Consider the following 23949-nt stretch of genomic DNA (forward strand, 5'->3'; position numbering starts at 1 on the left):
GGTGATTTCATTGAGGATAAGAATGCCGTGCTGCCGCTGGACAGCGCCATTCAGGAGAACCTCAAGGAAACCACGACACGGGTTCTGGCCTCTCTCACCCCGCGTGAGGAACGTGTGCTGCGGATGCGCTTTGGCATCGGGATGAACACGGACCACACGTTGGAAGAGGTCGGTCAGCAGTTCAGCGTGACGCGCGAACGGATCCGCCAGATTGAAGCCAAAGCGCTGCGCAAGCTGAAACACCCCAGCCGGTCGCGCCGCTTGCGGTCATTCCTGGATCAGTAAACGCTTGTAAAATAACGCTTGTGTCCCCGCCATCCAGCGGGGACATTTGTTTTATGGACTGGGTGATTTCGACAAACGGGCCGGGACTGTATGAGTTCACGGATCAAGTGGCGGGGCAGGTGTCGGGCACGGGCGTGTTGACGTTGTTTGTGCAACACACGTCTTGTTCACTGCTCATTCAGGAAAATGCCGACCCCGAGGTGCAGGACGATCTGCGGGCCTATTTTTCCCGCTTGGTGCCGCCGTCCGATCATCCGTCAATGTCGTATCTGCGTCACACCTATGAGGGGCCGGACGATATGCCCGCCCATATCAAGGCCGCCATGCTGCCCGTCAGCTTGTCTATTCCTGTTGTTGATGGGCGGATGCAGCTGGGAACATGGCAGGGAATTTACCTTTTCGAACATCGCGCGATGGCCCACCGCAGGCGCGTCGTGGGGATGCTAAGATGACCGCGCGTGGGACGGCGATGGCGTGGGTGGATGGGGCGGCAGAGGGATTGTCGCGCGACTGCGCAACGCTTTTTGACTATGCGGAGCCCGCGTGGCGCGAATACCGGTCTGCCGCGTGGTATGTGGACCGCCTGCGCGGCGAAGGCTTCACCGTGGAAGAGGGCAGCGGCGGGATGCCAACGGCCTTTTGCGCCGAATGGTCAAACGGGCCGGGGCCGGTTGTGGGCATGTACGCGGAATACGACGCCGTGCCCGGAAACTGTCAGGCCGCGTCAGCTGAACGAGGCCCCCGCGCAGGGATGTCCCCCTTAGCGGCGGGGCACACGGACCCCCATTCCGCCTTGGGGATCAGCGGGTTAGGCGGGCTTCTTGCTACCAAAGCCGCGATGGAGCGTCATGGTATCAAAGGGGGCTTGCGCTTTACCGGTGAGCCTGCGGAAAAGGTGCGCGGGTCGAAACCCATCCATGCCGCCAAGGGGTACTACGACGGTCTGGCGGGCATGCTGTCGTTTCATCCGTTCTACATGCTGCCGCTGTGCAACACGGTGCGCTGGGACACCCACTGTGGTGCGGCCTATTCGATGATTTACCGCTTCATCTGCGATGACCCGCACCTTTTTGGCGCACAAGACGGCGCTCCGATCCCGCAAAGCCATTCCGACATTCGCGCGCCCGGCGCCAACGACGCACTGGTGATGATGTACACACAAGGCCGCATGTTGCGCGATACGATGGCCCCGCACACGGGCGGCTGGTCAATATCGGAGGCCATCATTTCAGCCGGGCAGGCGACCGCAGACAACCTGCCCGCAGCGCTGGCAGAGCTGCAATATATGATGCGGGTGCCGACGGTTGAACTGGCCGAACGGATCACCGCGCGGCTCGATGGTTTGGCGGAAACGATCGCCCAGCAAACCGGATGTCGGGTTGAACGGCACTGGGTCTGCAAATCCCGCCCAGGGTTGCCGAACCACGCCATGGCCAATTTGGTTTGGGACCAAATTCAAAAGGTTGGCGCGCCTGTCTGGGATAAAACGGCCAAGGACATCATGCGAAAAATCCAGCAAAACTGCGGAATGACGCCCGATGCCGATCCAATCTTGCCCGCCTGTGAGGCGCTGATCCCACCGCAGGAAGCAGAGGCTATCTTGCGCCGTGACCTGCCGCCCAGCCAGCTCAATTCCACGTCCGATGACTATACCGACATGACGTGGCATGCGCCGACTGCGCGGTTCTATATGGCGCGACCCGCACTTAAGGGCGGCCCCTATCCCGCTTGGGCGATGAACGCATTGGGCGGAATACCCGCAACGATTGATCCGATGGTTCAGGTGGCTGCCAAGGTGCTGGCGGCATCAGCCCTGCGCCTTCTGGAAGACGCCGACGCGCGGCAAGCGGCGTGGGATGAATTTGAACGGCGCACGGGGGAGGCGACCATCCCCCCGCTGTGTGACTATGATCCACCGGTCCAGTTTTCATGGCCGGAATATATTGAAACATCACGGGGGTACACTTGGCATATCTCAACATAAAGACAATCACGACGGGCGTTTTGATGGCTGTTTCTTGGACATCCTCAACCTTGGCCGCATGTCTTTCCGGTGAGGACACGTTCATGGCCTGCCAGATCGAGGGGCGCGACACATTTCTTCGGGTTTGCTTTACACCAGACACCGCGTTTTACCGGTACGGCCCTCTGAAAAGCGAACCCGAGCTTGAGATTTCGGAGCCTGTGGCCACGTTGGATTACCGGCCATGGCCCGGGGCGGGCCGGTCCATCTTCGAAGACGTCATCTTTACGAACGAAGGCTATCGCTATGGTGTCTTTGCCGGAATTGACCGGATGTTTGATGATGAGACCGAAGACGATCATCCGACGCCCCGTTTCGGTGGCGTTAGCGTGAAACGAGGCGAGGACACCTTGGCTGATCTGGCCTGCGACCGTGCGACCGTTGACTTTGACTGGGGTGAAGAGCTCTTCGAGGCCAAGCAGGCGCTGGGTTACAGTTGGAATTCTGTGGACCGTATGTGGGTTGAGTTGCCGGATTGACCGCACAACTGTGACCTTTGCGCTCCATGATCTTGTGGTGTGAATTGCCTACTACCCAAAACTTATCCCGCCTCCTATAGTGGCTGTGGATAAATGGGGCATAAGACCCCAGAGGCAGATGACGAGGACAGACCATGCGTTGCCCCTTTTGCGGAAACGTCGACACCCAAGTGAAAGATTCCCGCCCAGCGGAAGACCATGTTGCCATCCGGCGGCGGCGGTTTTGCCCCGCCTGTGGCGGCCGGTTTACGACCTATGAACGCGTGCAGCTGCGCGATCTGGTGGTGATCAAATCGAACGGTCGGAGGGAAGATTTCGACCGTGACAAGCTCGAACGCTCCGTCCGGATTTCGATGCAGAAACGCCCTGTTGAACCCGAACGCGTGGACCAGATGATTTCGGGCATTGTCCGGCGTCTGGAAAGCATGGGCGAAACCGATATCGGGTCCAAACAGATCGGTGAGATCGTGATGGAGGCGCTGGCCCGGATCGACACTGTCGCCTACGTCCGTTTTGCCAGCGTTTACAAGAACTTCCAGGCCGCAGACGACTTCGACAAGTTCGTGAGCGAATTGCGCCCCCCTGAAAAATCGGACGATTGAGCAGCACTTTAGACCATCGTTTTATGGGGTTGGCCCTGTCGCTCGGGCGGCGGGGCCTTGGCCGTGTCTGGCCCAATCCCAACGTGGGCTGCGTCATCGTCAAGGACGGTCGTGTTATTGGCCGCGGCTGGACAGCCGATGGCGGGCGGCCTCATGCGGAAACGCAGGCGCTGGCGCGCTGCGACGGGGCAGGGGCGACAGCCTATGTCACGCTGGAACCCTGCGCCCACACCGGCAAAACGCCCCCCTGTGCACAGGCGCTGATTGACGCAAATGTGGCGCGCGTTGTGATCGCTGCAGATGATCCTGATCCACGGGTGTCGGGCAAGGGCATCGCGATGCTGCGCGCCGCAGGCATTGAGGTTGAGGCTGGGGTGCGTGCCGCCGAAGCGCAACGCGACATGGCAGGCTTCCTCACACGGATGACCCAGAACCGTCCATTCGTAACTTTGAAACTCGCCAGTTCCTTTGACGGGCGGATCGCCACCGCGACGGGCGAAAGCCAATGGATCACAGGGCCGGACGCGCGCCGGATGGTACACGCGCAACGGGCCGCCCATGACGCGGTGCTGGTGGGTGCTGGCACAGTGCGCGCCGATGATCCAACGCTGACGGTCCGCGACATCGGCGTGACGCGGCAGCCGGTGCGCATCGTGGCCTCCCGTAAGTTGGACATCGACGCTGCCGCACTGCGCGCGACGCAAGATCAAGCACCGCTGTGGCTGTGCCACGGGGCCGATGCCAACGTCGCGCCGTGGCAGGACACCGGCGCCAAGACGATCGCCTGCGCCGCCCATGGCCGTCAGATCGACCCCGTTGATATGATGACGAAACTGGCGGACGACGGGCTGACCCGCGTGTTTTGCGAAGGGGGTGGCAGCCTTGCTGCATCGCTGCTGGCCGCTGATCTGGTGGATGAGGTCGTGGGATTTACCGCTGGTCTGATGCTCGGCGCCGAAGGCACGCCTTCGGTGGGTGCCATGGGGCTCGATCGTCTGTCCGATGCGCCGAGGTTCAAGCTGATCGAAACACGCACCGTGGGGGCTGATCTGATGCACCGCTGGCAGCGGGCCTCGGCTTCATCTGGCTAGAAAAACTCCCCCCGGAGGGCCGCTTTCATCCTATCGCCACAGATGCGCGTAGGATGCGAAGGCCCCCTGCAGCTTGGCCAACAGTCGGTTGGCCCGGCGGGGGCGCGGGACAGTGCCCTGTTCCAGCCGGTCCAGAACCACGCCCACAGGGCAGGGCAGGCCGGTCACCGGATCGTGGTAGCGCGGGTAGTCGATCAGGCAGGCATGGGCAAATTGCGCCAAGTTTGGCTGCGCGCTGCGCCGCACGCAGGGCAGGGCACGGTCGTCGGTCAGCCCCCAGCCTGCATAAAACGGCGTGCCAAAACAGGTGACGTCCTTGCCGCGCAACAGCGCCTCAAACCCCAAGGTTGACGTCATCGTCCAGACCGCATCCACGGCATCCAGTGCCGCAATGGGCGACGTTTTGTTAAGGATCACATCGGCGTGGTTGGCGGCATCGGGCACCGCCCCGTCGCGCAGGCCAGCCTCCACATCCGGATGCGGTTTATAGAAGATTTTGGCCGCAGGGTTCGCCGTGCGGGTCGCGATCAGCAGATCGCGGTTCGTTCGGACGTCCGTAGTGCCCAGCCGGATTGAGGCATCGTCTTCGACCTGTCCAGGCACCAGAATACGGCGGCCTTTGGGCAGGTCATCGGGCAGGTCAGTTGCATCAAGGTTGTATTTGCTCAAACCCGCGGCGGTGATCCGCGCGATCAGCGTCTCGGCGCGTTGGCAGTCGGCCGCGCTTAAAGTCACCGAGGCTTCGATCAACGCCTCAAGGCGGCTGGGGGCCGTGGGGTCGTAGTAAATCCCGAGATCATCAAGGACGAGGGACAGGGGCGCGATCAGGTCCGCGCCCAACCCGCGTGACCTTAAGAACCCGTCTTCCACGCGCATGGCGCTGTCATGGCCGTCGGATTTTCCAGCCCAGACCATGCGGCCCCGTCCGGTGTTTGCCGCCAACGTATCGGCCTTGTCGGGATCGTCTTCGAAAACCACCTTGCGGTGCCGCCCGAAAACATCTTGCAAGGGGCGCCGTTTCCATAGCCGCATGCCCGACGCCACCCAGCCGCGATGATCCTCGCGCCAGCAGCGCGTCAGCGCCTCCATTGTGTCGATGGCGTCGGACAGGGAACACAGCCGGTCGCGGTAGGGGTCATACCAGCGCGGATAAAGGATCATCGCCGCCGCAAAAAGCTGCGCGCGGGTGAGGTTGCGCTGGCGTCGGTCCAGCGGTTGGCGGTCATCCGTTAGCCCCCAGCCCATATAAAACGGCTGGCCGAACACAACCGGTTTATGACCTGCCAAAACGGCCTCAAACCCCAGTTGCGACGACACCGTGTAGACGGCAATCGCCCCGTCCAGCAACGCGTGCGGAGAGACGGGATCGGTCAGGAAATAAACGTTCTCGCCCAAGTCCTCATCGCGGTAATGCCCGTCGCGGTGGCCGTGCAGGGTTTCGGGGTGGGTTTTGATGTAGATCGGCGCGGCAGGGTGTTCTTCACGGGCGATGAACAACATCTCCAGAAACGTATTTCGATCCGCCCGCGACGCGGTGACCGACGCGTCACCCTTGGTCTGGTCCACGATCAGCACGAAACCGGGGGCAGGGGCGGGCAAGGCGGGATCATGGGCGTTGTATTTGCTCAGATCCAGCCGCTTTAGACGCGCCATGCCATCACGGGCCTGGTTCAACAGATGCGTGTCATCGAGGGGGTGTTCGGTCAACAGCACCTCAAGATCGGAGGGCTGCGCGGGGTCAAAATGGACGCCACGGGTGTCCAGATGCAGGCCCAGGGGCGGCTCCCCGTCGCGGCCGGGCAGGACGGAACGTAAAAACGCATCCTCAACGCGTAAAACGGGCGCGGAGGTGCGGCCTGCAACGGCCTCGCCCCGCCATGAGGTCGGCGATTGCCCCCAGACGCCGACCATATCGTCCGGTCCGGGTTTGCCCAAGGACACATCATAGCCCGACAGGGTCAGAATGCGGCGGATGCGCTTTTGCGTCAAAAACCCGCCGTTATAGACAAAAAGCCGCCGCGCCTTTTCGGGCGCGGCGGCTGTGTTGAAAGGATCGTCTGTTGGGATCACTGCACCAGAGAGGCGGCCGACGTGGCCTGACCCAAGGTGCCAAAGACCGCAGAGATCGTCTTGTTGAACTGGCTGAACGGCGCTTCGGTCACGTAAACGGTGTCGCCGTCACGGATCGCGAAATCGCGGGCCATGAACATGCCGTTGGGTTCGGTCAGATCCAGCACGTAGATCACACGTTGGGTGCCGGTCAGATCGTTGCGCCCCACCAGCTGTTCTGCGATTTCTTCGGGTTCGTTGCGGAACACAAAAACGCCGGTAGGATCGGCAAGGTTGGTGTTCAGCCCGCCCACTTGGGCAATCGCTTCGATGGCGGAAATCGTCTGGCTTTCAAACGCCAGCCGCGATTGGGCGCCAGTGGCACCAAGGGCGGTAAAGGTCCGCGTGTCGGCTTCGACAAAAATCTTGTCCCCTGCACGCAGGGCAATGTCATGGCCCGGATGGTCGTACAGGTCTTCAAACCAGATTTCGCCCGTGTGGTCGCCCCGTGTCACGGTCACGCGCGCGATTTCGGGGGAGACCGACACACCGCCTGCTGCGGCCAGCATGGCCGACAGGGTGCGGGTCGGGCGTTCAATCGGGTAAACTCCCTGACCGCTGATTGCGCCGACAATAGACACCGTGGCCCCGTCACCGGCCAGACGGCGCACCTGCACCTGCGGGTCCGGCGTCTGTTCCTCCAGTTTCTGGGTGATGATCCGGCGGATCGCCTCAGGTGTGTTGCCAGCCGCGCGGATGCGGCCTGCGTAGGGCACAAAAATAAAGCCGGAGCCGTCAACCTGAACCTCGTCCAGCACCGTGGCGTTCTGGCCTGTGGCCACCAAAAGCGGATCGCGCACGTTTTCCCAGATCGTCAGGCCCAGCGTATCACCGGGACGGATTGTATCACTGCCCAGCTGGGACGCGTTGCGGAAGCCGGCCGAGAATCCCAGCGCAGGCGTGACACCGGCCACAAGGTTCACTCGGTCGTCAACCAGCAACACAAAAGCATCGCCATCCCGCATGACCGAGCCTGCGAAAATTTCCTGTTTGTTAGGGCCTGAACGGGGCAGGCCACAGGATGCAACAACGGCCAGCGCCGCAACGAGGGCTACACCTTTTGCAAGGCGCGTTTTCATGGATTTCACTGCTCCGGTCTCCTCGACCTGTTATTGTTCTGCCTCAAACGTCTCGCGGGCGAATTCAAATTCACCTCACCTTTTGTCTGCAAACTACGGGAATCCCGCGTGAAAATCCAGTTAAACGTGCGTCAGCGTAGGGGGTGTGGCCAACGTGCAACCGACCTTGCCACATCTAGTGGCCGCTACTTTATGACACGCAACTGCTGGCGCGGGGGGGCCTTGCCACTGCGCAGCGCATCATAGGGATCGTTGGGATCCAGCATCATGTCGACCACCTGACGCATCAGTTGCCGACGCCCGCGCGCTGAATAGAACCCGCCCGGCACCTGACTGGTCTCCAACAGATAGCGGCGGTAATCCTTGAAGGCGCGGTTGTCGGGGCGGCCGGGCTGGGCGAAGAACGCCTCAACCGGCAGATCGGACACAAATTCCGGCTTGGAATAGACCGCATCGCCAAACACCTTGAGAGGGATACCACGGTGCAGGACCTGTTGACCGGCCGTGGAATTGACCGTGACCGCCGTGCGCGCATGATCCAGCAGTTGCGCCAGTTTGCCGCCGCGGACGTAATGCACGCGGTCCAACACGCCGTGGGTCTTGGCCAGTGCACGCACAATGCGCCGCAAGGGGCTGCGCCCGTTTTCCAGCGGATGCGCCTTGAGAACCAGATGATGGTGTTTGGGCGCACCCGCCGCGAAGCCCTCGATAATCACCTTGAGGAAGTCTTCCATCTTGGTGAACGGGGAATGCATCTGGAAACTGGCGTCATGTTCCAGCTGCAACAGCGCAATATGATAGGGAAACCCGCCGTGTTTGATGCGCAAGGTCGAAACCATCCGGTCGAGCGCGAACCACGGCATCAGCAACAGACGTTTGGTATAAAGCGCGGTTTCCGCAATCAACGGCAGGTCCCGATGGGGGCGGAAGTTGCGGTAGTCCCCGTTCCGGAACATCACAAACCAATGATAAAGCGCACCATAGAACACATGATGGCGCATATCGCCCCAATGGGCAGGGGCCTCGGGGATGTCGAGATCGGATTGCGCCAGCGCATCACGCATGTTGTCCACCGTGGTGTCCATCAGACGGGAATGGCCGTTGGCCCCGCCGCGTTCGTAGGTGACCCAATAGGGCCGCATGTAGCCTTCTTCAAAGACATGGACCGTCAGGCCCATGTCGCGCGCGGCCTCCGCCGCATGGGCGTGGATCGGGCGGGTGTCGCCGTAAAGGACGATGTCGGTGATGGATTTGTCCGCGACAATCCGGCGAAAGGTTTCCATCCAGTCCTCAGGCGTGCCGCGATAGGGGATATAGCCCTTGGCCCCGAACCAGAACGCCCGGTCGCCGGCATTGAACCCCACGCGCCACACATCCGCCCCCGCGCGGCGCAGCATTTTGCCAAGCCGGTGAAAGAACGGCCCGTGGGGGCCTTGCAGAAACAAAAAGGCGGGCGTGGCGTCGGTCACGAAAGGGTCCTGTCGGTCGGTCTTGTTCTATCCTTAACGGCCCAAATGGGCGGAATTATGGCTATGGTGCCCCACCTAGTCACCTTGCCCCTATCCAATCAAGAGGCTACGCCTGACCGCACACGGGGAATAATCGAAAGGCCGCGCCATGTTCACAGGGATCATCACAGACGTAGGCGAGATTTTGGCGCTGGAGAACCGCGGCGATCTGCGCGCGCGGATCGGCACCGGGTATGACATCGCGGGCATCGACATCGGCGCGTCCATTGCATCGGACGGGGTGTGTCTGACGGTGGTGGACAAAGGCACCGACCCGCGCGGCTGGTATGACGTGGACATCTCGGCCGAGACGGTGAACCTGACGTCCCTGTCGGCTTGGGTGGTCGGCAAACGGGTCAATCTGGAACGTGCGCTCAAGGTGGGCGATGAATTGGGCGGGCACATCGTGTCGGGCCATGTGGACGGCGTGGCAGACATCGTGGACATGCGCGACGAAGGCGACAGCACCCGCGTGACGCTGCAGGCACCGGACGATCTGGCACGCTTTATCGCGCCCAAAGGCTCCGTTGCGCTCAACGGCACCTCCCTGACCGTGAACGAAGTCGACGGCGCGCGCTTCGGCATCAATTTCATCCCCCACACCAAGACCGTGACAACATGGGGCGATGCGCAGGTCGGGGACGCTGTGAACCTTGAGGTCGACACAATGGCCCGCTACGTGGCGCGACTGGCGGACTACAGATGACTGCCCCCAAACCCCTTGTCGTCGCCTCCCTCGAAGATGATACCGGCGACCGCTGTGTGGATATCATCCAACGTGGCGACGCAGATTTCACCTACGCCGAATGCCGCCGCGATCCCGAAGACAGCCACGGCTGGCGCCGCCTGTCCGCCGCCGACGGCCCGTCCTTCAAAACCCAATTCGCAGCCTACTCCGCCGCGATCCGCGACATTCCCTGGCTGATTGACTGACACCAACCGCTTCATCTTGGCCAATACAACTCCCCCCGGAGGGCCGGTCTGCCAAATAACCCCCCGTCCCATGTCTTTCCAAACCCTGCGCCACGGGCTATCTGACGCCAAAGCCCGTAAAAGGACGCCACATGAGCGATATGTTCGAAGCCCCAGGACCGGTTGAAACCGACTACCGCGACGCGATTTCCTCAATCGAGGAGATCATCGACGACGCACGCAATGGACGCATGTTCATTCTGGTGGATCATGAGGACCGCGAGAATGAGGGCGATCTGGTGATCCCCGCGCAGATGGCCACACCGGATGCGATCAATTTCATGGCGACCCACGGGCGCGGGCTGATCTGTCTGACACTGCCAGCCGAACGTCTGGATGCGCTGGGCCTCAGCCTGATGTCGACCCACAATTCGTCGCGGCATGAAACCGCCTTCACCGTGTCCATCGAAGCGCGTGAGGGCGTGACCACGGGCATCTCCGCCGCCGACCGCGCACGCACCGTTAGCGTCGCCATCGACCCCACCAAAGGCCCGCAGGACATTGCGACCCCCGGCCATGTGTTCCCGCTGCGCGCGCGCGCAGGCGGTGTGCTTGTCCGCGCGGGCCACACGGAAGCAGCGGTGGATATTTCCCGCCTCGCCGGGCTGAACGCCTCCGGTGTGATCTGTGAGATCATGAAGGACGACGGTGAAATGGCGCGGCTGCCCGATCTGGTCGCCTTCGCCCAGTTGCACGGGCTGAAAATTGGCACCATCAGCGACCTGATCGCCTATCGTCGCCGCAACGACAATCTGGTGCGCGTACAGGCCGAAGAAACCATCACGTCGGAATTTGGCGGCGACTGGCAGATGAAAGTCTACGCCGATGAAACACACGGCGACGAACACATCGTGCTGACCAAAGGCGATATCACCGGTGACGCGCCAGTGTTGGTGCGCATGCATTCCATGGATCCGATGCTGGATGTGGTGGGTGCAGGCCCCAAGGGCCGCACAGCCGAATTTGGCGAGGCGATGAAACGCGTGGCCGAAGAAGGACGCGGCGTTGTCGTTCTGCTGCGCGACACCTCGATGAAGATCGTGGCCCACGACGAAGTCTCCCCCCAGACCTTGCGGCAATACGGGCTTGGGGCGCAGATCCTCAGCTCGCTGGGTCTGGGCCAGATCGAACTGCTGACCAATTCGCCGCGCCCCAAGATCGTCGGGCTTGAGGCCTACGGGCTGGAAATCGTCGGCACGCGCAAAATTTCGGAGCTTGGATAAGTGGTGTTTCCTGCTCAAACGACGCGATTACACCGCTCGAACGCGTTTGCTGCGCAAACGCTGCCTTTCAAGGCGCACCGCGCCATCATGATATTCTGATTCAGGAAACCACAGATATGGCCGGACCCTCCCACTACATCATCCCCACGCCAAAGGTGGACCGCGAAACCAAGCTGCTGATCGTGATTTCGCCGTACTACAAGGATATCGCGGACAACATGCTGGCCGGTGCTGTGGCCGAGATCGAAGCCGCAGGCGCCACCCATGAGGTGATCGAGGTTCCCGGCGCGTTGGAAATTCCCACCGCCATCGGCATCGCCGAACGGATGAGCAATTTTGACGGCTACGTGGCCCTTGGCTGCGTCATCCGCGGTGAGACGACCCACTACGACACGGTCTGCAACGACAGCTCCCGCGCATTGCAACTGCTGGGATTGCAGGGGCTGTGCATCGGCAACGGCATCCTGACCGTGGAAAACCACGAACAGGCTGCCGTCCGCGCTGATCCTTCGGATCAGAATAAAGGCGGCGGGGCTGCGGCTGCGGCCTTGCACCTGATTGCCCTGGCCCGTAAGTGGGGCCGCGCGACAGGCGGCGTTGGGTTTTCCAGCGACGTCCTGATGGCAGGCAAAATGGACGGCACACCCACAGCATGAACGACACCCCTTCGAACCAGTCCGGCAATCAACGTCGCAAGATGAAGTCCGCCTCGCGACTTTATGCGGTGCAGGCACTGTTCCAGATGGAACACAGCGGCCAGACGCTGGACGCCGTCACGGCAGAGTTTCTGAATTTCCGGTTCGGGGAGACCTATGACGGGGCGGAGATGATCGACGGCGACATCTCGCATTTCAAGATGTTGGTCGAACGGGCGGTGGATCATCAGGTCAAGATCGACCAGTTGACCGACCGTGCGCTGGTTGCCCGCTGGCCACTGGGCCGGATTGATCCGACGTTGCGGGCTTTGTTCCGTGCGGCCGGCGTCGAACTGATCGGGCGCGACACCCCGCCCAAAGTGGCAATTTCGGAATATGTGGACGTGGCGAAAGCGTTTTTTGATGCGGGCGACGAGCCGAAGTTCGTGAATGCCGTGCTGGATCACATGGCCCGTGAAGTGAAACCCGACGCCTTTTAAGGCGAAACGCGCGATCTGCCAGTGCGCGGGTCCCCTGTTTCATCTGGCCCGAAAAACTCCCCCCGGAGGGCCGCTTTCCATCTGGTCAACCATCGCGGTTAGGGTGGCGGGCCCCGCAGCGACCGTAGAGGTCTAATTCCCGAGGACCTGTATGTACAGGTGGGGACCAGGTAACGTGACCAGGGCCACGACAGCGCCAGCCCCCTCGGATTTGCTTAAGGCCACTGGAATGTTGCCTCATGTTTACGAGAAGAGCAGAAGCCCGCCACCATCAGACGTAGTGCGTGGGGGGGTGGCGTACAAGGGCGCGTGCCGCGGGCGGGGGCCAAAATTCGAAGAATTTTGGCGGCGGGACCGGAGGCGGCAGCCCTTGGGCATCGAGGGGGTGTTTTGAGTATTTTTGGCAAAACGAAACGAGGGGGTCCGTCATGGCCTTGACCGATGTTCATGAATTGTTCATGTTTGGAACATGCCTGATGATCTGATGCACCCAGACGCCCTGATGCAGCCCGGCCAGCTTTTGGCGCGGGGGGTTTGTCGTCATCTGCGGGCTCTGAATTTTGTCTGTGTCGAGGAACTGGTGCCCGCGCGCGGGTTGCGCGTCGACGTGATGGCATTGGGACCCAAAGGTGAGGTCTGGGTGGTGGAGTGCAAATCAAGCCGTGCGGATTTCCAGTCAGACTGCAAATGGCAGGGTTATCTGGAGTGGTGCGACCGGTTTTTCTGGGCTGTAGACGGGGCTTTCCCGACCGAGCTGTTGCCCGAGGACACGGGGCTTATTCTGGCGGATGCCTATGATGCGGAGATCGTGCGCATGGGGCCTGAAGACAAACTGGCGCCTGCGCGTCGCAAGGTCATGGTGCAGAAATTTGCCCGCACGGCGGCGATGCGGTTGCAGGCGTTGCGGGATCCGGCGGCCCCGCTGGGTTAACGTCGGCCCTTTTGCACAAGGGCCAGACCGGCAAGGCCGGAGGTCAGGATCAGGGCAAGTCCGAGGATGCTGACCGGATCGGGCACATCGTTGAACACCAGATATCCGATGGCCGTGGCCGAGATCAGTTGCAGATAGATCAGCGGCGCAATGACGCTGCTGTCTGTTGTTTTGCTGGCCAGAACCACCAGCAGGTTGCCGGCCGCCGAGGCCAGCGCGCTGAGAACGACAAGGCTGAACAGCGGCGCGCTGATCGTGTCGGGCCATGCGGACAGGCCGAAGGGGGCAAGGATCACTGCGCCGATGACAAGCTGCGTCATCAGCAAAAGCCGGGGACGGTATCTTTGCGCCACAACGCGGGTGGTGGTCAGAAAGCCGCCATAAAGCAGACCCGCGGCCAGTGCGAAAAACAGCCCCGGTGTTGCCCCGAAGCCCGGTTTGACGACAAGCATGACGCCGGCGAACCCCAACACCAACAAGGCCGAACGTGCCGGTGTGATCTGTTCCTTCAACACCAGCGCCGACAGCACATAGGCCACCACCGGATTGATAAACATGGCCCCGAATGCATTGGCGATGGGTTCGGTGCGCAGGGCAGTCAGGATACACGCGATTCCGCCCGCGATCAGGACCGCACGCAGCCAGACCAGCGGGTCCTTGAGGGCGGGCATATCCGCCTGTGTCAGCCCCATAAACGGGGCCAGAACCACAGCGGCAAGGGCAAACCGCGTCCAGGCGACAAAGAGGGGGTTGAACCCGTCCTGCGTCAACATCTTGCCTGCGGTGTCCCCGATAACGATGCAGGTCATGGCCACGAACACGGTTGCGGCTATCTGCCAAAGCGGGGGTGATTTATCCCTGAACAGCGCGTGCGGCCTTGGCGGCGGCGAGGATATCCTCGGCGATTTCCTCGGCCTCTTCGGGGGTGAAATCCATCGGGACCTCGAACTGGCCTGCATCCACGAACAAACGGACCTGACCCAGATCGGTCGGCCCGATCTGAAGGCTGGCTTCGATATTGCTGTCGTCGTTGATACCCATGCGGTCCGGTCCTTCGGCTGCGTTGCGACTGATCTAGCGCGGGGGGCGGGCAAATGGCAAGGGCAGGGGCGATCGGGTGCGAAAAGCGTGGGCAAGCCTCTTGCAATCGGCGTGCGGTCTGGCTAAATCCGCCCGTGTGCCGCCTTAGCTCAGTAGGTTAGAGCGCTTGATTGTGGATCAAGAGGTCCCTGGTTCGAGACCAGGAGGTGGTACCACCCCCCCTTTTTCGTGCGCATGCGCGGTTGGCCTGGTCCTATGGCTTGTCAGATGTCGCGTCAGATGCCACGCTGTTGCCCATTTGGGGGTGTGGCATGAAACAGCTGTCGGGAATGGACGCACTGCCGGTGCTGGCCGATGCGCTGGATGAGGGTCACGCGGGGCTTGTGGCCTTTTCCGACAAACTGCGTGCAGTCGATGACGTCCCGTCGTTCTGGTTTGACGACGCCCCTGTCTGGGTGGTGGACAGAGAGGACACCCTCGACCCCTGGCCTGTGCAGGCGGTCGGGTCGCGCAAGATTGCGCTTGCCTGCGCCACAGGCACGAGGGCATTCATCCTTCCGGCCGAAGTTTTTCGGGCGCATGTGAGCGCGCATCTGTCCGCGCCCCTGTCGGATGCGGAACATCAGGTCCTGCTGGATTTGGCGTGCGGCTTGTCGGTCGATGAGAGTGCAGCGCGTGCGGGGGTCGCGGTGTCGACGCGGCGCAAGCAATTGCAAGGGACGTTTCGCAAGCTTGCCGTCGATACGCAGGCGGCGATGGTTGGGCTGGCCGGTCAGGTGGCGCACCGGCTGGTGGCCAGACTGTCGGCGCTGCACCGATCCGGCGATGCGGGTTTTGGCCCCTACCGCGCGTTCCTTCCCGCAGGTGTGCGCTGTGCCGCAGTCGAACGCGGCGATGGTGCAACGGTGCGCTATCTGGACATGGGGCCTGTGTCGGGGCGGGTCGTGATGGTGCTGCATCCGATGGTGTTTCCGGACATCCACGCGGAGGATGTCGCGCTTTTTCATGAACTTGGGCTGCGGGCAATCTGGCCCGTCCGTCCCCGTTGTCTCAGCCAGTCGGCCCTGAAGTCGGGCACATGGCAGGACCATTGTGACGCCGCTGTCGCGGATTGCGCCGCCGTGTTGGAGGCTGTTTCCGCAGCCCCGGTGCCGGTTGTGGCCCTGGTGTCTTCTGGCGGGTATGCCACAACGCTGGCGGCGCGGCATCCGCACAGCGTGGCACAGATCGACTTTGTCTCGACCTGTTATTCGGCAGGCCGGACGCGGACACGGGACGGATATTTCGGGGATTTTCTGGTGCGGGCGCTGCGCCAGAACGGGCGGATGGCGATGGTGTTTGCCCAGCACCTCTCGGGGGCGGTTTTCGATCTGCCGCGACTGGAACGGACGGTGCGCCGCATTTTTCGCGGCAGCGCTGCGGATAAGGTTGTTCTGGACAGCGTCTTCAGCGATGCGCAGAAAGCGGCGCGGCTGAAATATGCGGTGCGACAGTCCATAGGGTCGATCCGTCATGATTATCTGGGGCAGGTGCATTTCGACTGGGACGATGCGCGGCGTTTGCCGGTGACCAAACAGTTCTGGCACGGTGCGCAGGATCGGGTTCACGATCTGGAGGATCTGACGCGGCTGGCCGACTATGTGTCCGGCAGGCCCCCGCAGGTCATGGCGGAGATGGGGCATCTGACCGAGGGTGCGTCCCTGCGGTCTGTGCTACGTGCCATTGCGGGCACATACCCCATTTGAGGTACCCGCAGGTTTTTACGTGTTTTCAAGGTCCGGCCGCTGGCTCAGGTTCGGGCCATTGAAACACGCCGCGTGATGTTCTGCCTTTGACGTCAGTCCGTTGGCGGGACGCTGAACAGTGCGGACCCGTCGGGGCCTGTGACGGGCTGGTGACGGGCCTGTGACGGGGCTGGATGGCGCGGACAACCGGAAGGATTTAACAACGATGACACATGTAACACGCTTCATTGCTTTGGCGGGTTTGGGAGGGTTAACCGCCTGCATGACCACCCCGGCTACCGACGCAGACGGGGCCGCCGTGATGTTGGGGACACAGGCCCAGTTCGAACAAGCGATCGTCGGGCGGACTTTGGCGTTTGAGGGAAACACATTCATGTTCAATGCCGACGGCACGTTTTCAGGCCCTTGGAACGGGGACGGGATCAGCGGCACATGGACATGGGTGGATGGTGCCGCCTGCCGCGAGGGGCGCATCGGCACCACGCGCACCCTTGATCTGGACTGTCAGATCTGGTCGGTGGCCGGATCTCAGGCAACCGTGACGCGGGATCGTGGCAACGGGGCATCTTTCGTCTACGACATCCGCTAGGCGCTCGTGTAGAAACAAAAAAGGCCCGCCTCGGAAAAGGCGGGCCTTTTGCGGTTCTGGACCCTGAAGGTTTAGCCGATGATCTCGTTCAACGTAGCGGAGGGGCGCATGACAGCGGCGGTTTTGGCCGCGTCGCCGTGGTAGTAGCCGCCCAGATCGACGGGCTGACCGGCCCCTGCCTTGATCTCGGACAGGATGGTCTCAAGGTTGTCGGACAGCGCCTGTGCCACGGGTTCAAACGCTGTGGCCAGTTCGGCGTCCGCCGTCTGGTTGGCCAGCGCCTCTGCCCAGTAAAGGGCGAAGTGCACGTGGGACGCGCGGTTGTCGTCCTGACCCACCTTACGGCCCGGCGATTTGCCGTTGGACAGCAGCTTTTCTGTTGCCGCATCCACCGCATCGCCCATGACTTTGGCCTTGTCGGAGCCTGCAAACCGCAGCGATTCACCCAAGGCGCAGAATTCGCCAAGGCTGTCCCAGCGCAGGTGATTTTCTTCCATCAGCTGCTGGACGTGCTTGGGCGCGGACCCACCGGCACCGGTTTCAAACAGACCACCGCCCTGCATCAGTTTCACGACGGACAGCATTTTGGCCGATGTGCCAACCTCGAGAATGGGGAAGAGGTCGGTCAGGTAGTCGCGCAGCACGTTGCCGGTGATGGCGATGGTCGTGCGGCCTTCGCGGATTTCTTCGCAGGATGCACGGGTCGCAGGCGTGGGGGCCATGATCTCAAACGTGTCGGTCAGGCCACGGTCTGCAAGGGCAGGGCGCACGTAGTTAAGCAGTTCCGCATCGTGGGCGCGGGTCTCATCCAGCCAGAAAATCGCGCGGCAGTTTTCGGCCGCCTGCCGTTCGATGGCCAGTTCGATCCAGTTCTCGATCGGCGCTTTGCGGGTGGAGGCCATGCGCCAGATGTCACCGGCCTCGACCTCATGGGACATGAGGACCGTGTCGCCCGACATGACCCGCATCGTGCCTGCGGCGGGGACTTCGAATGTCGTCGGGTGGGAGCCGTATTCTTCCGCCTTTTGCGCCATGAGGCCGACGTTCTGCACGGTGCCAGCGGTCGCAGGGTCCAGCGCGCCGGTTTCTTTGAAATAGTCGATGCTTTCGGCATAGACCCCTGCGTAGGAGCTGTCGGGGATCACACAGGTGGTGTCGGCCTCTTCCCCGTCAGGACCCCAACCCTTACCGCCTGCGCGGATGACCGCAGGCATGGAGGCGTCGATGATCACGTCGGAGGGGACATGCAGGTTGGTGATGCCCTTGTCGGAATTGACCATGTAAAGCGGCGGACGGGAGGCCATCACGTCATCAATTTCCTTGAGGATCGCATCGCCATTGGGAAGCTCCGCGATTTTGGCCAGCATCGTGCCAAGGCCGCCGTTGGGGGAAATGCCGTTGGCCGCGAACGTGTCGCCATGGGCCGCGAACACGGGGGCCAGATACTGGCGCACGCAATGGCCGAAGATGATCGGGTCGGAGACCTTCATCATCGTGGCTTTCATGTGCAACGAAAACAGCGTGCCTTCCTGTGCGACCTCTTCGATGGTCTTGTCATAGAACGCCTTGAGCGCTTTGACGGACATGAATGTGCTGTCCACGATGGTGCCTGCGGGCATGTCGAGGCCGTCTTTCATCACCGTCACAGTGTCACCTGCCACATGTTCGATGCGCAATGTCGCGGCATCGGCCAGCGTGACCGAGGCTTCGTTGGACCGGAAGTCATCCGCGCCCATGGTCGCCACGCGGGTTTTGCTGTCCGCCGACCACGCGCCCATCCGGTGCGGGTTCGCTTGGGCGAAGGCCTTGACGGCGGCAGGTGCGCGGCGGTCGGAGTTGCCTTCCCGCAGCACGGGGTTCACCGCCGACCCTTTGATGGCGTCGTATTTGGCGCGCACGGCCTTTTCCTCGTCTGTCTGCGGGTCTTCGGGGTAGTCGGGCAGTGTGTAGCCTTGCGCCTGCAGTTCGGTGATCGCGGCCGTCAGCTGCGGCACGGAAGCCGAGATATTGGGCAGTTTGATCACATTGGCATCGGCGGTTTTCACCAGTTCACCCAGTTCGGCCAGCGCGTCGGACTGGCGCTGTGCGTCGGTCAGATGGTCGGGGAAGGCCGCAATGATGCGACCGGCCAGAGAAATATCGCGGGTTTCAACGTCGATTCCTGCCTCCGCGAGAAAACGTTCAATGATGGGCAACAACGACGCGGCGGCCAACTGCGGGGCTTCGTCAACGGTGGTGTAGATGATCTTGGTCATGGGGTAATGTCCCTTGTATCGGTGCGGTTTGGGGGCCGTTTAGCGGCTTTGTATACCATCGTCCACCGTAACGCAGCAGATCGGGACATTTGGTCCGATTTTTTGGCGACCGGTCTAGGCAAGGACGGGGATGCCGTGGCAGGTGGGGACATGGCGTTGTTATTGACCCTTCTTATATCCGGCGCAGGCGTCGCTGTCTTCATGGCGCTGGCCCTGCCGTTGCCATGGCTGTTGGGGCCGCTTCTGGGATGTCTGATTGCCGCGTTGTGCGGGGTGCGGTTGCGCGGTGCGCCGCGCACCAGTCAGGTGATGCGCACCATTTTGGGGGTGGCCGTGGGGGCCACAATCACCCCTGCGCTGTTTGCACAGATGGGCACGTTGATCTGGACGCTGGCGCTGGTGCCGCCTTTGGTCATTTGCGTGGGCGCTGTGGGGTATCCGCTGTTCCGGCGCGGGTTCGGGTTTGATCACCCGACCGCGTTCTATGCCTCAATGCCCGGCGGATTGCAGGACATGTTGCTGTTCGGGGAAGAGGCAGGCGGTGACGTGCGTGCGCTGTCGCTGATCCACGCCACGCGGGTGTTGATTGTGGTGATGGTGCTGCCCTTTGTCTTTGCCTACTTCTACGGAGTGGATTTGAACCAGCCTGCGGGTGCGCCATTCACCGCGGTGCCCTGGCAGGAATTGGTGATTCTGGCCGTGGCGGGGATTGTCGGCTGGCGCGTGGCGCTGCGCATCGGGCTGTTTGGCGCGTCACTGCTGGGGCCGTTGTTCTTGACCGCCGCGTTGTCTCTGGCCGACGTCATTCACCACCGCCCGCCCGCTGAGGCGATTGCGGCGGCGCAGTTTTTCATCGGCTTCACCATCGGCGTGAAATACAGCGGCATAACATGGCGCGAATTGCGGGTGGATGTGACGGCAGGGGTGGTTTTTTCGGCGCTGAGCCTGTGTGTCGGGGCGGTGTTCGCTGTGGCAATTATCCATGCAGGCTGGCTGCCCCTGACGGAGGCCGTTCTGGCATTCTCGCCCGGTGGTCAGGCGGAAATGGCGATTGTGGCGCTGGTGGCAGGGGCCGATGCGGCGGTCGTGGTGGCGCATCATCTGGTGCGGATCGTGTTCGTGATCGTGGGTGCCCCGCTGGTGGACCGCTGGTTTGGTGGATAGGGCGGGATGCCTCCGGCGGGAGTATTTCGGGCAAAACGAAACAGGACGGGGCGGTGACAACGCCCGAGCGTCGGCGTATGAGACGGGCATGACGGTAGAGTTTATCATTGGCGAGGCGCCACCTGCGCGCATGGACAAGGCTTTGGCGCGCGATGTGCCTGAGGAGGCCGCGCTCAGCCGGTCGCGTCTGTCGCGGCTGCTGGCGGACGGGGCGGTGCGCGTGAACGGTGCGGTCGTCACGGACCCGCGCGCGAAAGCGGCCGAAGGTGACGCTGTGTTGATCACCGTGGAGGTGGCCCAAGACTACCATGTGGCGGCGGAAGACATCCCGCTGGACGTGGTCTTTGAAGACGACGACCTGATTGTCATCAACAAGCCCACGGGGATGGTGGTCCATCCGGCCCCCGGCACGCCCGGGGGGACTTTGGTCAATGCCCTGTTGCACCATTGCGGCGACAGCCTGTCCGGTGTGGGCGGCGAAAAGCGGCCCGGCATCGTGCATCGGATCGACAAGGAAACGAGCGGCCTTCTGGTCGCGGCAAAGTCGGATCGCGCCCACCACGGGCTGGCCGCGCAGTTCGAGGCGCACACGGTCGAACGCCATTACCGCGCCATCTGCTATGGCGTGCCGGACAGCAATGACCCGCGTGTGCGCGGCGTGAAGGGGGCATCGTTCGAACCGGGCAATATCCTGAAGCTGCAGACACAACTGGCGCGCCACAAGCATGACCGTCAGAAGCAACAAGTCGTCTGGCACAACGGACGTCATGCGGTGACGCGGGCGCGAATTGTGCAGCCTTTGGGCACACCGGCGGTTGCAGCCCTGCTGGATTGCTGGCTGGAGACCGGGCGCACGCACCAGATCCGCGTGCATCTGGCCCATGCGGGTCACGGATTGATCGGTGATCCGACCTATGGCGGGCGGCGCAAATTGTCTGAAAAGGCGGTCGGTGAACGGGGTCGTGAGGCGGCACGGGTTTTCCCGCGACAGGCCTTGCACGCAGCAACCTTGGGGTTTGAACACCCCGTGACCGGCGACATGATGCGGTTCGAGGCACCCATGCCGACTGACATGCAACAGCTGATCGAGGACCTTGGCGGGAAGTGAACGCGCCACGGTTCAGCATTGTGCCCGAAAAATGTAACAATAGCCCCATGCGTATCTCATGTGCGTGAATGCACTGTCATGCGCCTTGGAACCCCGTCCGCGGTCACTTAGTTCTTCTAGAGAAAACTGAACAGATCAGTCTTGAAACGGGTGCATCCTGCGCCCATATCCATGTTAAGGCCCTAAACATCAGGCCGCGAGACACTACCTTGGGAGGGGCAAAACATGAGCTCTTACACAAATCTGCCGGCACCATCACCCGAACAGGGCTTGAACCGCTACATGCAGGAAATCCGCAAGTTCCCGATGCTGGAACCGGATGAGGAATACATGCTGGCCAAACGCTGGGTGGATCATGAAGACACCGAAGCGGCCCACAAGATGGTCACATCCCACCTGCGGCTGGCGGCCAAAATCGCCATGGGCTATCGCGGCTACGGTCTGCCGCAGGCCGAGGTGATTTCTGAGGCCAATGTGGGCCTGATGCAGGCGGTCAAGCGGTTCGATCCGGAAAAGGGTTTCCGTCTGGCGACCTATGCCATGTGGTGGATTCGCGCCTCCATTCAGGAATACGTGCTGCGGTCGTGGTCCATGGTCAAACTGGGCACCACCTCGGCGCAAAAGAAGCTGTTCTTCAACCTGCGCAAGGCGAAAAGCCGCATTGGCGCTTTGGAAGATGGCGATTTGCGCCCCGAGAACGTCAAACGGATCGCCAATGATCTGGGCGTGACCGAGGATGAGGTGATCTCCATGAACCGGCGGATGTCGGGCGGGGATGCGTCGCTGAATGCCACTGTCGGGTCCGAAGGCGAAGGCACCATGCAATGGCAGGATTGGCTTGAAGATGAAGACGCCGATCAGGCAAGCGATTACGAGGCCCGCGATGAGCTGGAGGCGCGCCGCGAATTGATGGCCGAGGCAATGGAGGTTCTGAACGATCGCGAAAAGGACATCCTGATGCAGCGGCGTCTGGCCGAAGAAACGGTGACACTGGAAGACCTCAGCGGCCAGTATGACGTCAGCCGCGAGCGCATCCGCCAGATCGAGGTGCGGGCGTTCGAAAAGCTGCAAAAGAAGATGCAGACCCTTGCCCGTGAACGGGGCATGTTGTCCGCACAGTGATGCATTCGGGGGGCGGGGTTCGAGAGGACCTCGCCTTTTTGCTGGCCAAGGATGCCTCCGGCGGGGATATTTACGAGACAAAGACAGCCGGAGCGCAGGGCATCTGACCGGCGAGAACGGGGGCACGTATGACGATCAACTGGGCGATACTAGGGGCCAGCACATTTGCACGCGACCAGATGGGGCCGGCCATCCACGCGGCATCGGGCGCACGGTTGGCGGCGCTGGGCACGTCGTCGGCGGACAAGGCGGCGGCGTTCCGGGCATTTGCGCCCGATCTGACGGTGCATGACAGCTATGACGCGGTGCTGGCCGACAATGACGTTGATGCGGTTTACGTGCCCTTGCCCAACCATTTGCACATCGAATGGGCGCAAAAAGCGTTGCGGGCGGGCAAACATGTCTTGGTCGAAAAGCCCGTCGGTCTGAATGCCGCGCAGATCGACCCGTTGATTGCATTGCGCGACGAGACCGGATTGCAGGCTGCGGAAGCCTACATGATCGTCCATCACCCGCAGTGGCATCGCGTCCGGCACCTTCTTGCGGACGGGGCGATTGGAACCTTGGCCCATGTGGAGGGCTTTTTTGCCTATAACAATCCGGATTTGACAAATGTGCGGTATGATCCGGCGAAGGGCGGGGGCAGCTTGCCCGATATTGGCGTCTACACGATCGGGTCCACCCGTTTTGCGACGGGAAAGGACCCCATCGAAATCACCCACACCGACATTGATATGTTGAACGGGGTCGATGTGCGTGCCCGTGTGTCTGCCCGATTTGACGGGTTTACAGCCCATTGGGTGACGGCGATGAACATTCATGGCGCCCAACATATGACGTTTCATGGAGAAGACGGGACGATCCATCTGAGCGCGCCCTTCAATGCCGGTGCTTTCGGGGAGGCCACGTTGGTTCTTGAGCAATCGGATGGCGCACGACGTGTGGAGCGCTGGCCGCAGGTGCGCCAATACGTGCAGCAGGTCGAGGCTTTCGGGGCAGCCGTGCGCGGGGATACACCCTTTGCGTGGACCCTGGAGGACGCGCGCGCCACCCAACGTGTGATTGACAGCATTTATGCCAAGGACAAGTCGGGTTAATCTGGACCCGCAACAGGAGAGACAGACATGGCCGACCCCCATGAGTTTGATGATGTACTACCCGAAAACACAGCCCGGCGGGAGCCAGAAAAGCCTGTGGACGAGAACCTGTTTTCGCGACTGATTCATATGATTGTCATTGCTTTCATGATTTCTTTCGCGGGATCGGTGATTGGCATTCTGGCGCTGTTGCAGTTCATCATCATGTTGGTGAATCAGAAACAGCCGAATGAACGGATCGCGGAGCTGGGCACGGATGTGGGCATTTGGGTGGCCAAAGCCACGCGGTATCAAACCGCCGCGTCCGAGGTGAAGCCCTGGCCATGGACGGAACTGGACTGACAGCGCCTCAGGAACTTCGCGGGCCTGTCGCACGTTGCCTTTGGTGAGC

The 23949-nt window shown here is 61.8% G+C and carries 25 protein-coding genes and 1 tRNA gene; 20 read left to right on the top strand and 6 right to left on the bottom strand.

All coding sequences use genetic code 11. The features are described 5' to 3' along the window. The 6 genes from QZ653_RS05635 to ribD all read left to right on the top strand — a co-directional run. The coding region (locus QZ653_RS05635) for a sigma-70 family RNA polymerase sigma factor (RefSeq protein ID WP_296418408.1) at positions 1-285 on the top strand (285 nt) is incomplete at its 5' end. Between the two features lie 53 nt (positions 286-338). Then, a complete protein-coding gene (locus QZ653_RS05640) occupies positions 339-737 on the top strand; it encodes a secondary thiamine-phosphate synthase enzyme YjbQ (RefSeq protein WP_296418410.1) in 399 nt (132 codons plus the stop codon). Next, a complete protein-coding gene (locus tag QZ653_RS05645; RefSeq protein ID WP_296418412.1) occupies positions 734-2269 on the top strand; it encodes an amidohydrolase in 1536 nt (511 codons plus the stop codon). The genes QZ653_RS05640 and QZ653_RS05645 overlap by 4 nt, the downstream gene beginning before the upstream one ends. A gap of 23 nt (positions 2270-2292) precedes the next feature. Beyond that, a complete protein-coding gene (locus tag QZ653_RS05650) occupies positions 2293-2787 on the top strand; it encodes a hypothetical protein (RefSeq protein ID WP_296418414.1) in 495 nt (164 codons plus the stop codon). Positions 2788-2921: 134 nt separating this feature from the next. Next, positions 2922-3389 (top strand): transcriptional regulator NrdR, encoded by a 468-nt coding sequence (nrdR, locus tag QZ653_RS05655; protein ID WP_296418416.1) that lies wholly within the window; start codon positions 2922-2924, stop codon positions 3387-3389. Between the two features lie 23 nt (positions 3390-3412). Then, a complete protein-coding gene (gene ribD, locus QZ653_RS05660; RefSeq protein ID WP_296418418.1) occupies positions 3413-4480 on the top strand; it encodes a bifunctional diaminohydroxyphosphoribosylaminopyrimidine deaminase/5-amino-6-(5-phosphoribosylamino)uracil reductase RibD in 1068 nt (355 codons plus the stop codon). 30 nt (positions 4481-4510) lie between these two features. Here the strand turns inward: ribD and QZ653_RS05665 are convergent, their stop codons facing one another. The 3 genes from QZ653_RS05665 to QZ653_RS05675 form a co-directional block, all read right to left on the bottom strand. Continuing rightward, positions 4511-6550 carry a capsular polysaccharide biosynthesis protein gene (locus tag QZ653_RS05665; protein ID WP_296418420.1) on the bottom strand — a complete coding sequence of 680 codons (2040 nt, stop codon included), beginning with the start codon at positions 6548-6550 and terminating at the stop codon, positions 4511-4513. Next, positions 6547-7668, bottom strand: coding sequence for a polysaccharide biosynthesis/export family protein (locus QZ653_RS05670; protein WP_296418422.1), 1122 nt, complete (start codon positions 7666-7668; stop codon positions 6547-6549). Before QZ653_RS05670 ends, QZ653_RS05665 begins: the two co-directional genes overlap by 4 nt. Before the next feature lie 185 nt (positions 7669-7853). Further along, a complete protein-coding gene (locus tag QZ653_RS05675) occupies positions 7854-9137 on the bottom strand; it encodes a capsule biosynthesis protein (RefSeq protein WP_296418425.1) in 1284 nt (427 codons plus the stop codon). 148 nt (positions 9138-9285) lie between these two features. On the opposite strand from QZ653_RS05675, the gene QZ653_RS05680 reads away from it, so the two are divergent. From QZ653_RS05680 to QZ653_RS05705, 6 genes are all read left to right on the top strand, one after another. Beyond that, on the top strand, positions 9286-9882 hold the full coding sequence (locus QZ653_RS05680; RefSeq protein ID WP_296418427.1) for a riboflavin synthase: 597 nt from the start codon (positions 9286-9288) through the stop codon (positions 9880-9882). Then, complete coding sequence (locus QZ653_RS05685) at positions 9879-10109, top strand: hypothetical protein (protein ID WP_296418428.1); 231 nt, start codon at positions 9879-9881, stop codon at positions 10107-10109. Before QZ653_RS05680 ends, QZ653_RS05685 begins: the two co-directional genes overlap by 4 nt. 131 nt (positions 10110-10240) lie before the next feature. Further along, a complete protein-coding gene (gene ribB / locus QZ653_RS05690) occupies positions 10241-11371 on the top strand; it encodes a 3,4-dihydroxy-2-butanone-4-phosphate synthase (RefSeq protein WP_296418430.1) in 1131 nt (376 codons plus the stop codon). A 116-nt stretch (positions 11372-11487) separates the two neighbouring features. Continuing rightward, entirely contained in the window at positions 11488-12027 is a 540-nt protein-coding gene (locus QZ653_RS05695; RefSeq protein WP_296418432.1) for a 6,7-dimethyl-8-ribityllumazine synthase, read from the top strand. Beyond that, complete coding sequence (gene nusB, locus QZ653_RS05700; protein ID WP_296418434.1) at positions 12024-12506, top strand: transcription antitermination factor NusB; 483 nt, start codon at positions 12024-12026, stop codon at positions 12504-12506. The genes QZ653_RS05695 and nusB overlap by 4 nt, the downstream gene beginning before the upstream one ends. 469 nt (positions 12507-12975) lie before the next feature. Further along, positions 12976-13437, top strand: a complete 462-nt coding sequence (locus QZ653_RS05705) for an MmcB family DNA repair protein (RefSeq protein WP_296418436.1) — start codon at positions 12976-12978, stop codon at positions 13435-13437. Here QZ653_RS05705 and QZ653_RS05710 read toward each other — a convergent pair. Together QZ653_RS05710 and QZ653_RS05715 are read right to left on the bottom strand one after the other, a co-directional pair. After that, on the bottom strand, positions 13434-14246 hold the full coding sequence (locus tag QZ653_RS05710; RefSeq protein WP_412765993.1) for a DMT family transporter: 813 nt from the start codon (positions 14244-14246) through the stop codon (positions 13434-13436). The two genes, QZ653_RS05705 and QZ653_RS05710, sit on opposite strands and share 4 nt — an antisense overlap. 43 nt (positions 14247-14289) lie before the next feature. Continuing rightward, the gene (locus QZ653_RS05715) at positions 14290-14478 is read right to left on the bottom strand and encodes a DUF6324 family protein (protein ID WP_296418440.1); all 189 of its coding nucleotides are present in this window, start codon (positions 14476-14478) and stop codon (positions 14290-14292) included. 138 nt (positions 14479-14616) lie between these two features. Between QZ653_RS05715 and QZ653_RS05720 the strand changes: the two genes are divergently transcribed. The 3 genes from QZ653_RS05720 to QZ653_RS05730 all read left to right on the top strand — a co-directional run bounded on the left by QZ653_RS05720 (position 14617) and on the right by QZ653_RS05730 (position 16812). Then, a tRNA-His gene (locus tag QZ653_RS05720) sits at positions 14617-14693 on the top strand. A 96-nt stretch (positions 14694-14789) separates the two neighbouring features. Beyond that, the gene (locus QZ653_RS05725) at positions 14790-16223 is read left to right on the top strand and encodes a helix-turn-helix transcriptional regulator (RefSeq protein ID WP_296418442.1); all 1434 of its coding nucleotides are present in this window, start codon (positions 14790-14792) and stop codon (positions 16221-16223) included. Between the two features lie 262 nt (positions 16224-16485). Continuing rightward, positions 16486-16812 (top strand): hypothetical protein, encoded by a 327-nt coding sequence (locus QZ653_RS05730; RefSeq protein ID WP_296418444.1) that lies wholly within the window; start codon positions 16486-16488, stop codon positions 16810-16812. A 71-nt stretch (positions 16813-16883) separates the two neighbouring features. Here the strand turns inward: QZ653_RS05730 and QZ653_RS05735 are convergent, their stop codons facing one another. Continuing rightward, positions 16884-19067: an NADP-dependent isocitrate dehydrogenase gene (locus QZ653_RS05735; RefSeq protein WP_296418446.1), complete on the bottom strand. Its 2184-nt coding sequence runs from the start codon at positions 19065-19067 to the stop codon at positions 16884-16886. A gap of 150 nt (positions 19068-19217) precedes the next feature. On the opposite strand from QZ653_RS05735, the gene QZ653_RS05740 reads away from it, so the two are divergent. The 5 genes from QZ653_RS05740 to QZ653_RS05760 all read left to right on the top strand — a co-directional run bounded on the left by QZ653_RS05740 (position 19218) and on the right by QZ653_RS05760 (position 23900). Next, positions 19218-20231 (top strand): AbrB family transcriptional regulator, encoded by a 1014-nt coding sequence (locus QZ653_RS05740; protein ID WP_296418447.1) that lies wholly within the window; start codon positions 19218-19220, stop codon positions 20229-20231. A gap of 88 nt (positions 20232-20319) precedes the next feature. Then, positions 20320-21339: an RluA family pseudouridine synthase gene (locus tag QZ653_RS05745; RefSeq protein WP_296418449.1), complete on the top strand. Its 1020-nt coding sequence runs from the start codon at positions 20320-20322 to the stop codon at positions 21337-21339. Between the two features lie 225 nt (positions 21340-21564). Then, entirely contained in the window at positions 21565-22461 is an 897-nt protein-coding gene (rpoH, locus tag QZ653_RS05750; RefSeq protein WP_296418451.1) for an RNA polymerase sigma factor RpoH, read from the top strand. Between the two features lie 128 nt (positions 22462-22589). After that, complete coding sequence (locus QZ653_RS05755; RefSeq protein ID WP_296418453.1) at positions 22590-23558, top strand: Gfo/Idh/MocA family protein; 969 nt, start codon at positions 22590-22592, stop codon at positions 23556-23558. A gap of 27 nt (positions 23559-23585) precedes the next feature. After that, on the top strand, positions 23586-23900 hold the full coding sequence (locus tag QZ653_RS05760) for a DUF4389 domain-containing protein (RefSeq protein WP_296418455.1): 315 nt from the start codon (positions 23586-23588) through the stop codon (positions 23898-23900). Positions 23901-23949 lie beyond the last annotated feature (49 nt).

The organism is Pseudooctadecabacter sp. (assembly GCF_020627745.1).
Classification (GTDB): domain Bacteria; phylum Pseudomonadota; class Alphaproteobacteria; order Rhodobacterales; family Rhodobacteraceae; genus Octadecabacter.

What these genes read in the sequence shown, in the direction of transcription:
- QZ653_RS05710 (WP_412765993.1), bottom strand. Translation starts at nt 14,246, where the DNA reads ATGACCTGCATCGTTATCGGGGACACCGCAGGCAAGATGTTGACGCAG.
- QZ653_RS05725 (WP_296418442.1), top strand. Translation starts at nt 14,790, where the DNA reads ATGAAACAGCTGTCGGGAATGGACGCACTGCCGGTGCTGGCCGATGCG.
- QZ653_RS05670 (WP_296418422.1), bottom strand. Translation starts at nt 7,668, where the DNA reads ATGAAAACGCGCCTTGCAAAAGGTGTAGCCCTCGTTGCGGCGCTGGCC.
- ribD (WP_296418418.1), top strand. Translation starts at nt 3,413, where the DNA reads ATGGGGTTGGCCCTGTCGCTCGGGCGGCGGGGCCTTGGCCGTGTCTGG.
- ribB (WP_296418430.1), top strand. Translation starts at nt 10,241, where the DNA reads ATGAGCGATATGTTCGAAGCCCCAGGACCGGTTGAAACCGACTACCGC.
- QZ653_RS05640 (WP_296418410.1), top strand. Translation starts at nt 339, where the DNA reads ATGGACTGGGTGATTTCGACAAACGGGCCGGGACTGTATGAGTTCACG.
- QZ653_RS05760 (WP_296418455.1), top strand. Translation starts at nt 23,586, where the DNA reads ATGGCCGACCCCCATGAGTTTGATGATGTACTACCCGAAAACACAGCC.
- QZ653_RS05650 (WP_296418414.1), top strand. Translation starts at nt 2,293, where the DNA reads ATGGCTGTTTCTTGGACATCCTCAACCTTGGCCGCATGTCTTTCCGGT.
- rpoH (WP_296418451.1), top strand. Translation starts at nt 21,565, where the DNA reads ATGAGCTCTTACACAAATCTGCCGGCACCATCACCCGAACAGGGCTTG.
- QZ653_RS05740 (WP_296418447.1), top strand. Translation starts at nt 19,218, where the DNA reads ATGGCGTTGTTATTGACCCTTCTTATATCCGGCGCAGGCGTCGCTGTC.
- QZ653_RS05730 (WP_296418444.1), top strand. Translation starts at nt 16,486, where the DNA reads ATGACCACCCCGGCTACCGACGCAGACGGGGCCGCCGTGATGTTGGGG.
- QZ653_RS05645 (WP_296418412.1), top strand. Translation starts at nt 734, where the DNA reads ATGACCGCGCGTGGGACGGCGATGGCGTGGGTGGATGGGGCGGCAGAG.
- nusB (WP_296418434.1), top strand. Translation starts at nt 12,024, where the DNA reads ATGAACGACACCCCTTCGAACCAGTCCGGCAATCAACGTCGCAAGATG.
- QZ653_RS05715 (WP_296418440.1), bottom strand. Translation starts at nt 14,478, where the DNA reads ATGGGTATCAACGACGACAGCAATATCGAAGCCAGCCTTCAGATCGGG.
- QZ653_RS05680 (WP_296418427.1), top strand. Translation starts at nt 9,286, where the DNA reads ATGTTCACAGGGATCATCACAGACGTAGGCGAGATTTTGGCGCTGGAG.
- QZ653_RS05755 (WP_296418453.1), top strand. Translation starts at nt 22,590, where the DNA reads ATGACGATCAACTGGGCGATACTAGGGGCCAGCACATTTGCACGCGAC.
- QZ653_RS05735 (WP_296418446.1), bottom strand. Translation starts at nt 19,067, where the DNA reads ATGACCAAGATCATCTACACCACCGTTGACGAAGCCCCGCAGTTGGCC.
- QZ653_RS05705 (WP_296418436.1), top strand. Translation starts at nt 12,976, where the DNA reads ATGCCTGATGATCTGATGCACCCAGACGCCCTGATGCAGCCCGGCCAG.
- QZ653_RS05745 (WP_296418449.1), top strand. Translation starts at nt 20,320, where the DNA reads ATGACGGTAGAGTTTATCATTGGCGAGGCGCCACCTGCGCGCATGGAC.
- nrdR (WP_296418416.1), top strand. Translation starts at nt 2,922, where the DNA reads ATGCGTTGCCCCTTTTGCGGAAACGTCGACACCCAAGTGAAAGATTCC.
- QZ653_RS05685 (WP_296418428.1), top strand. Translation starts at nt 9,879, where the DNA reads ATGACTGCCCCCAAACCCCTTGTCGTCGCCTCCCTCGAAGATGATACC.
- QZ653_RS05695 (WP_296418432.1), top strand. Translation starts at nt 11,488, where the DNA reads ATGGCCGGACCCTCCCACTACATCATCCCCACGCCAAAGGTGGACCGC.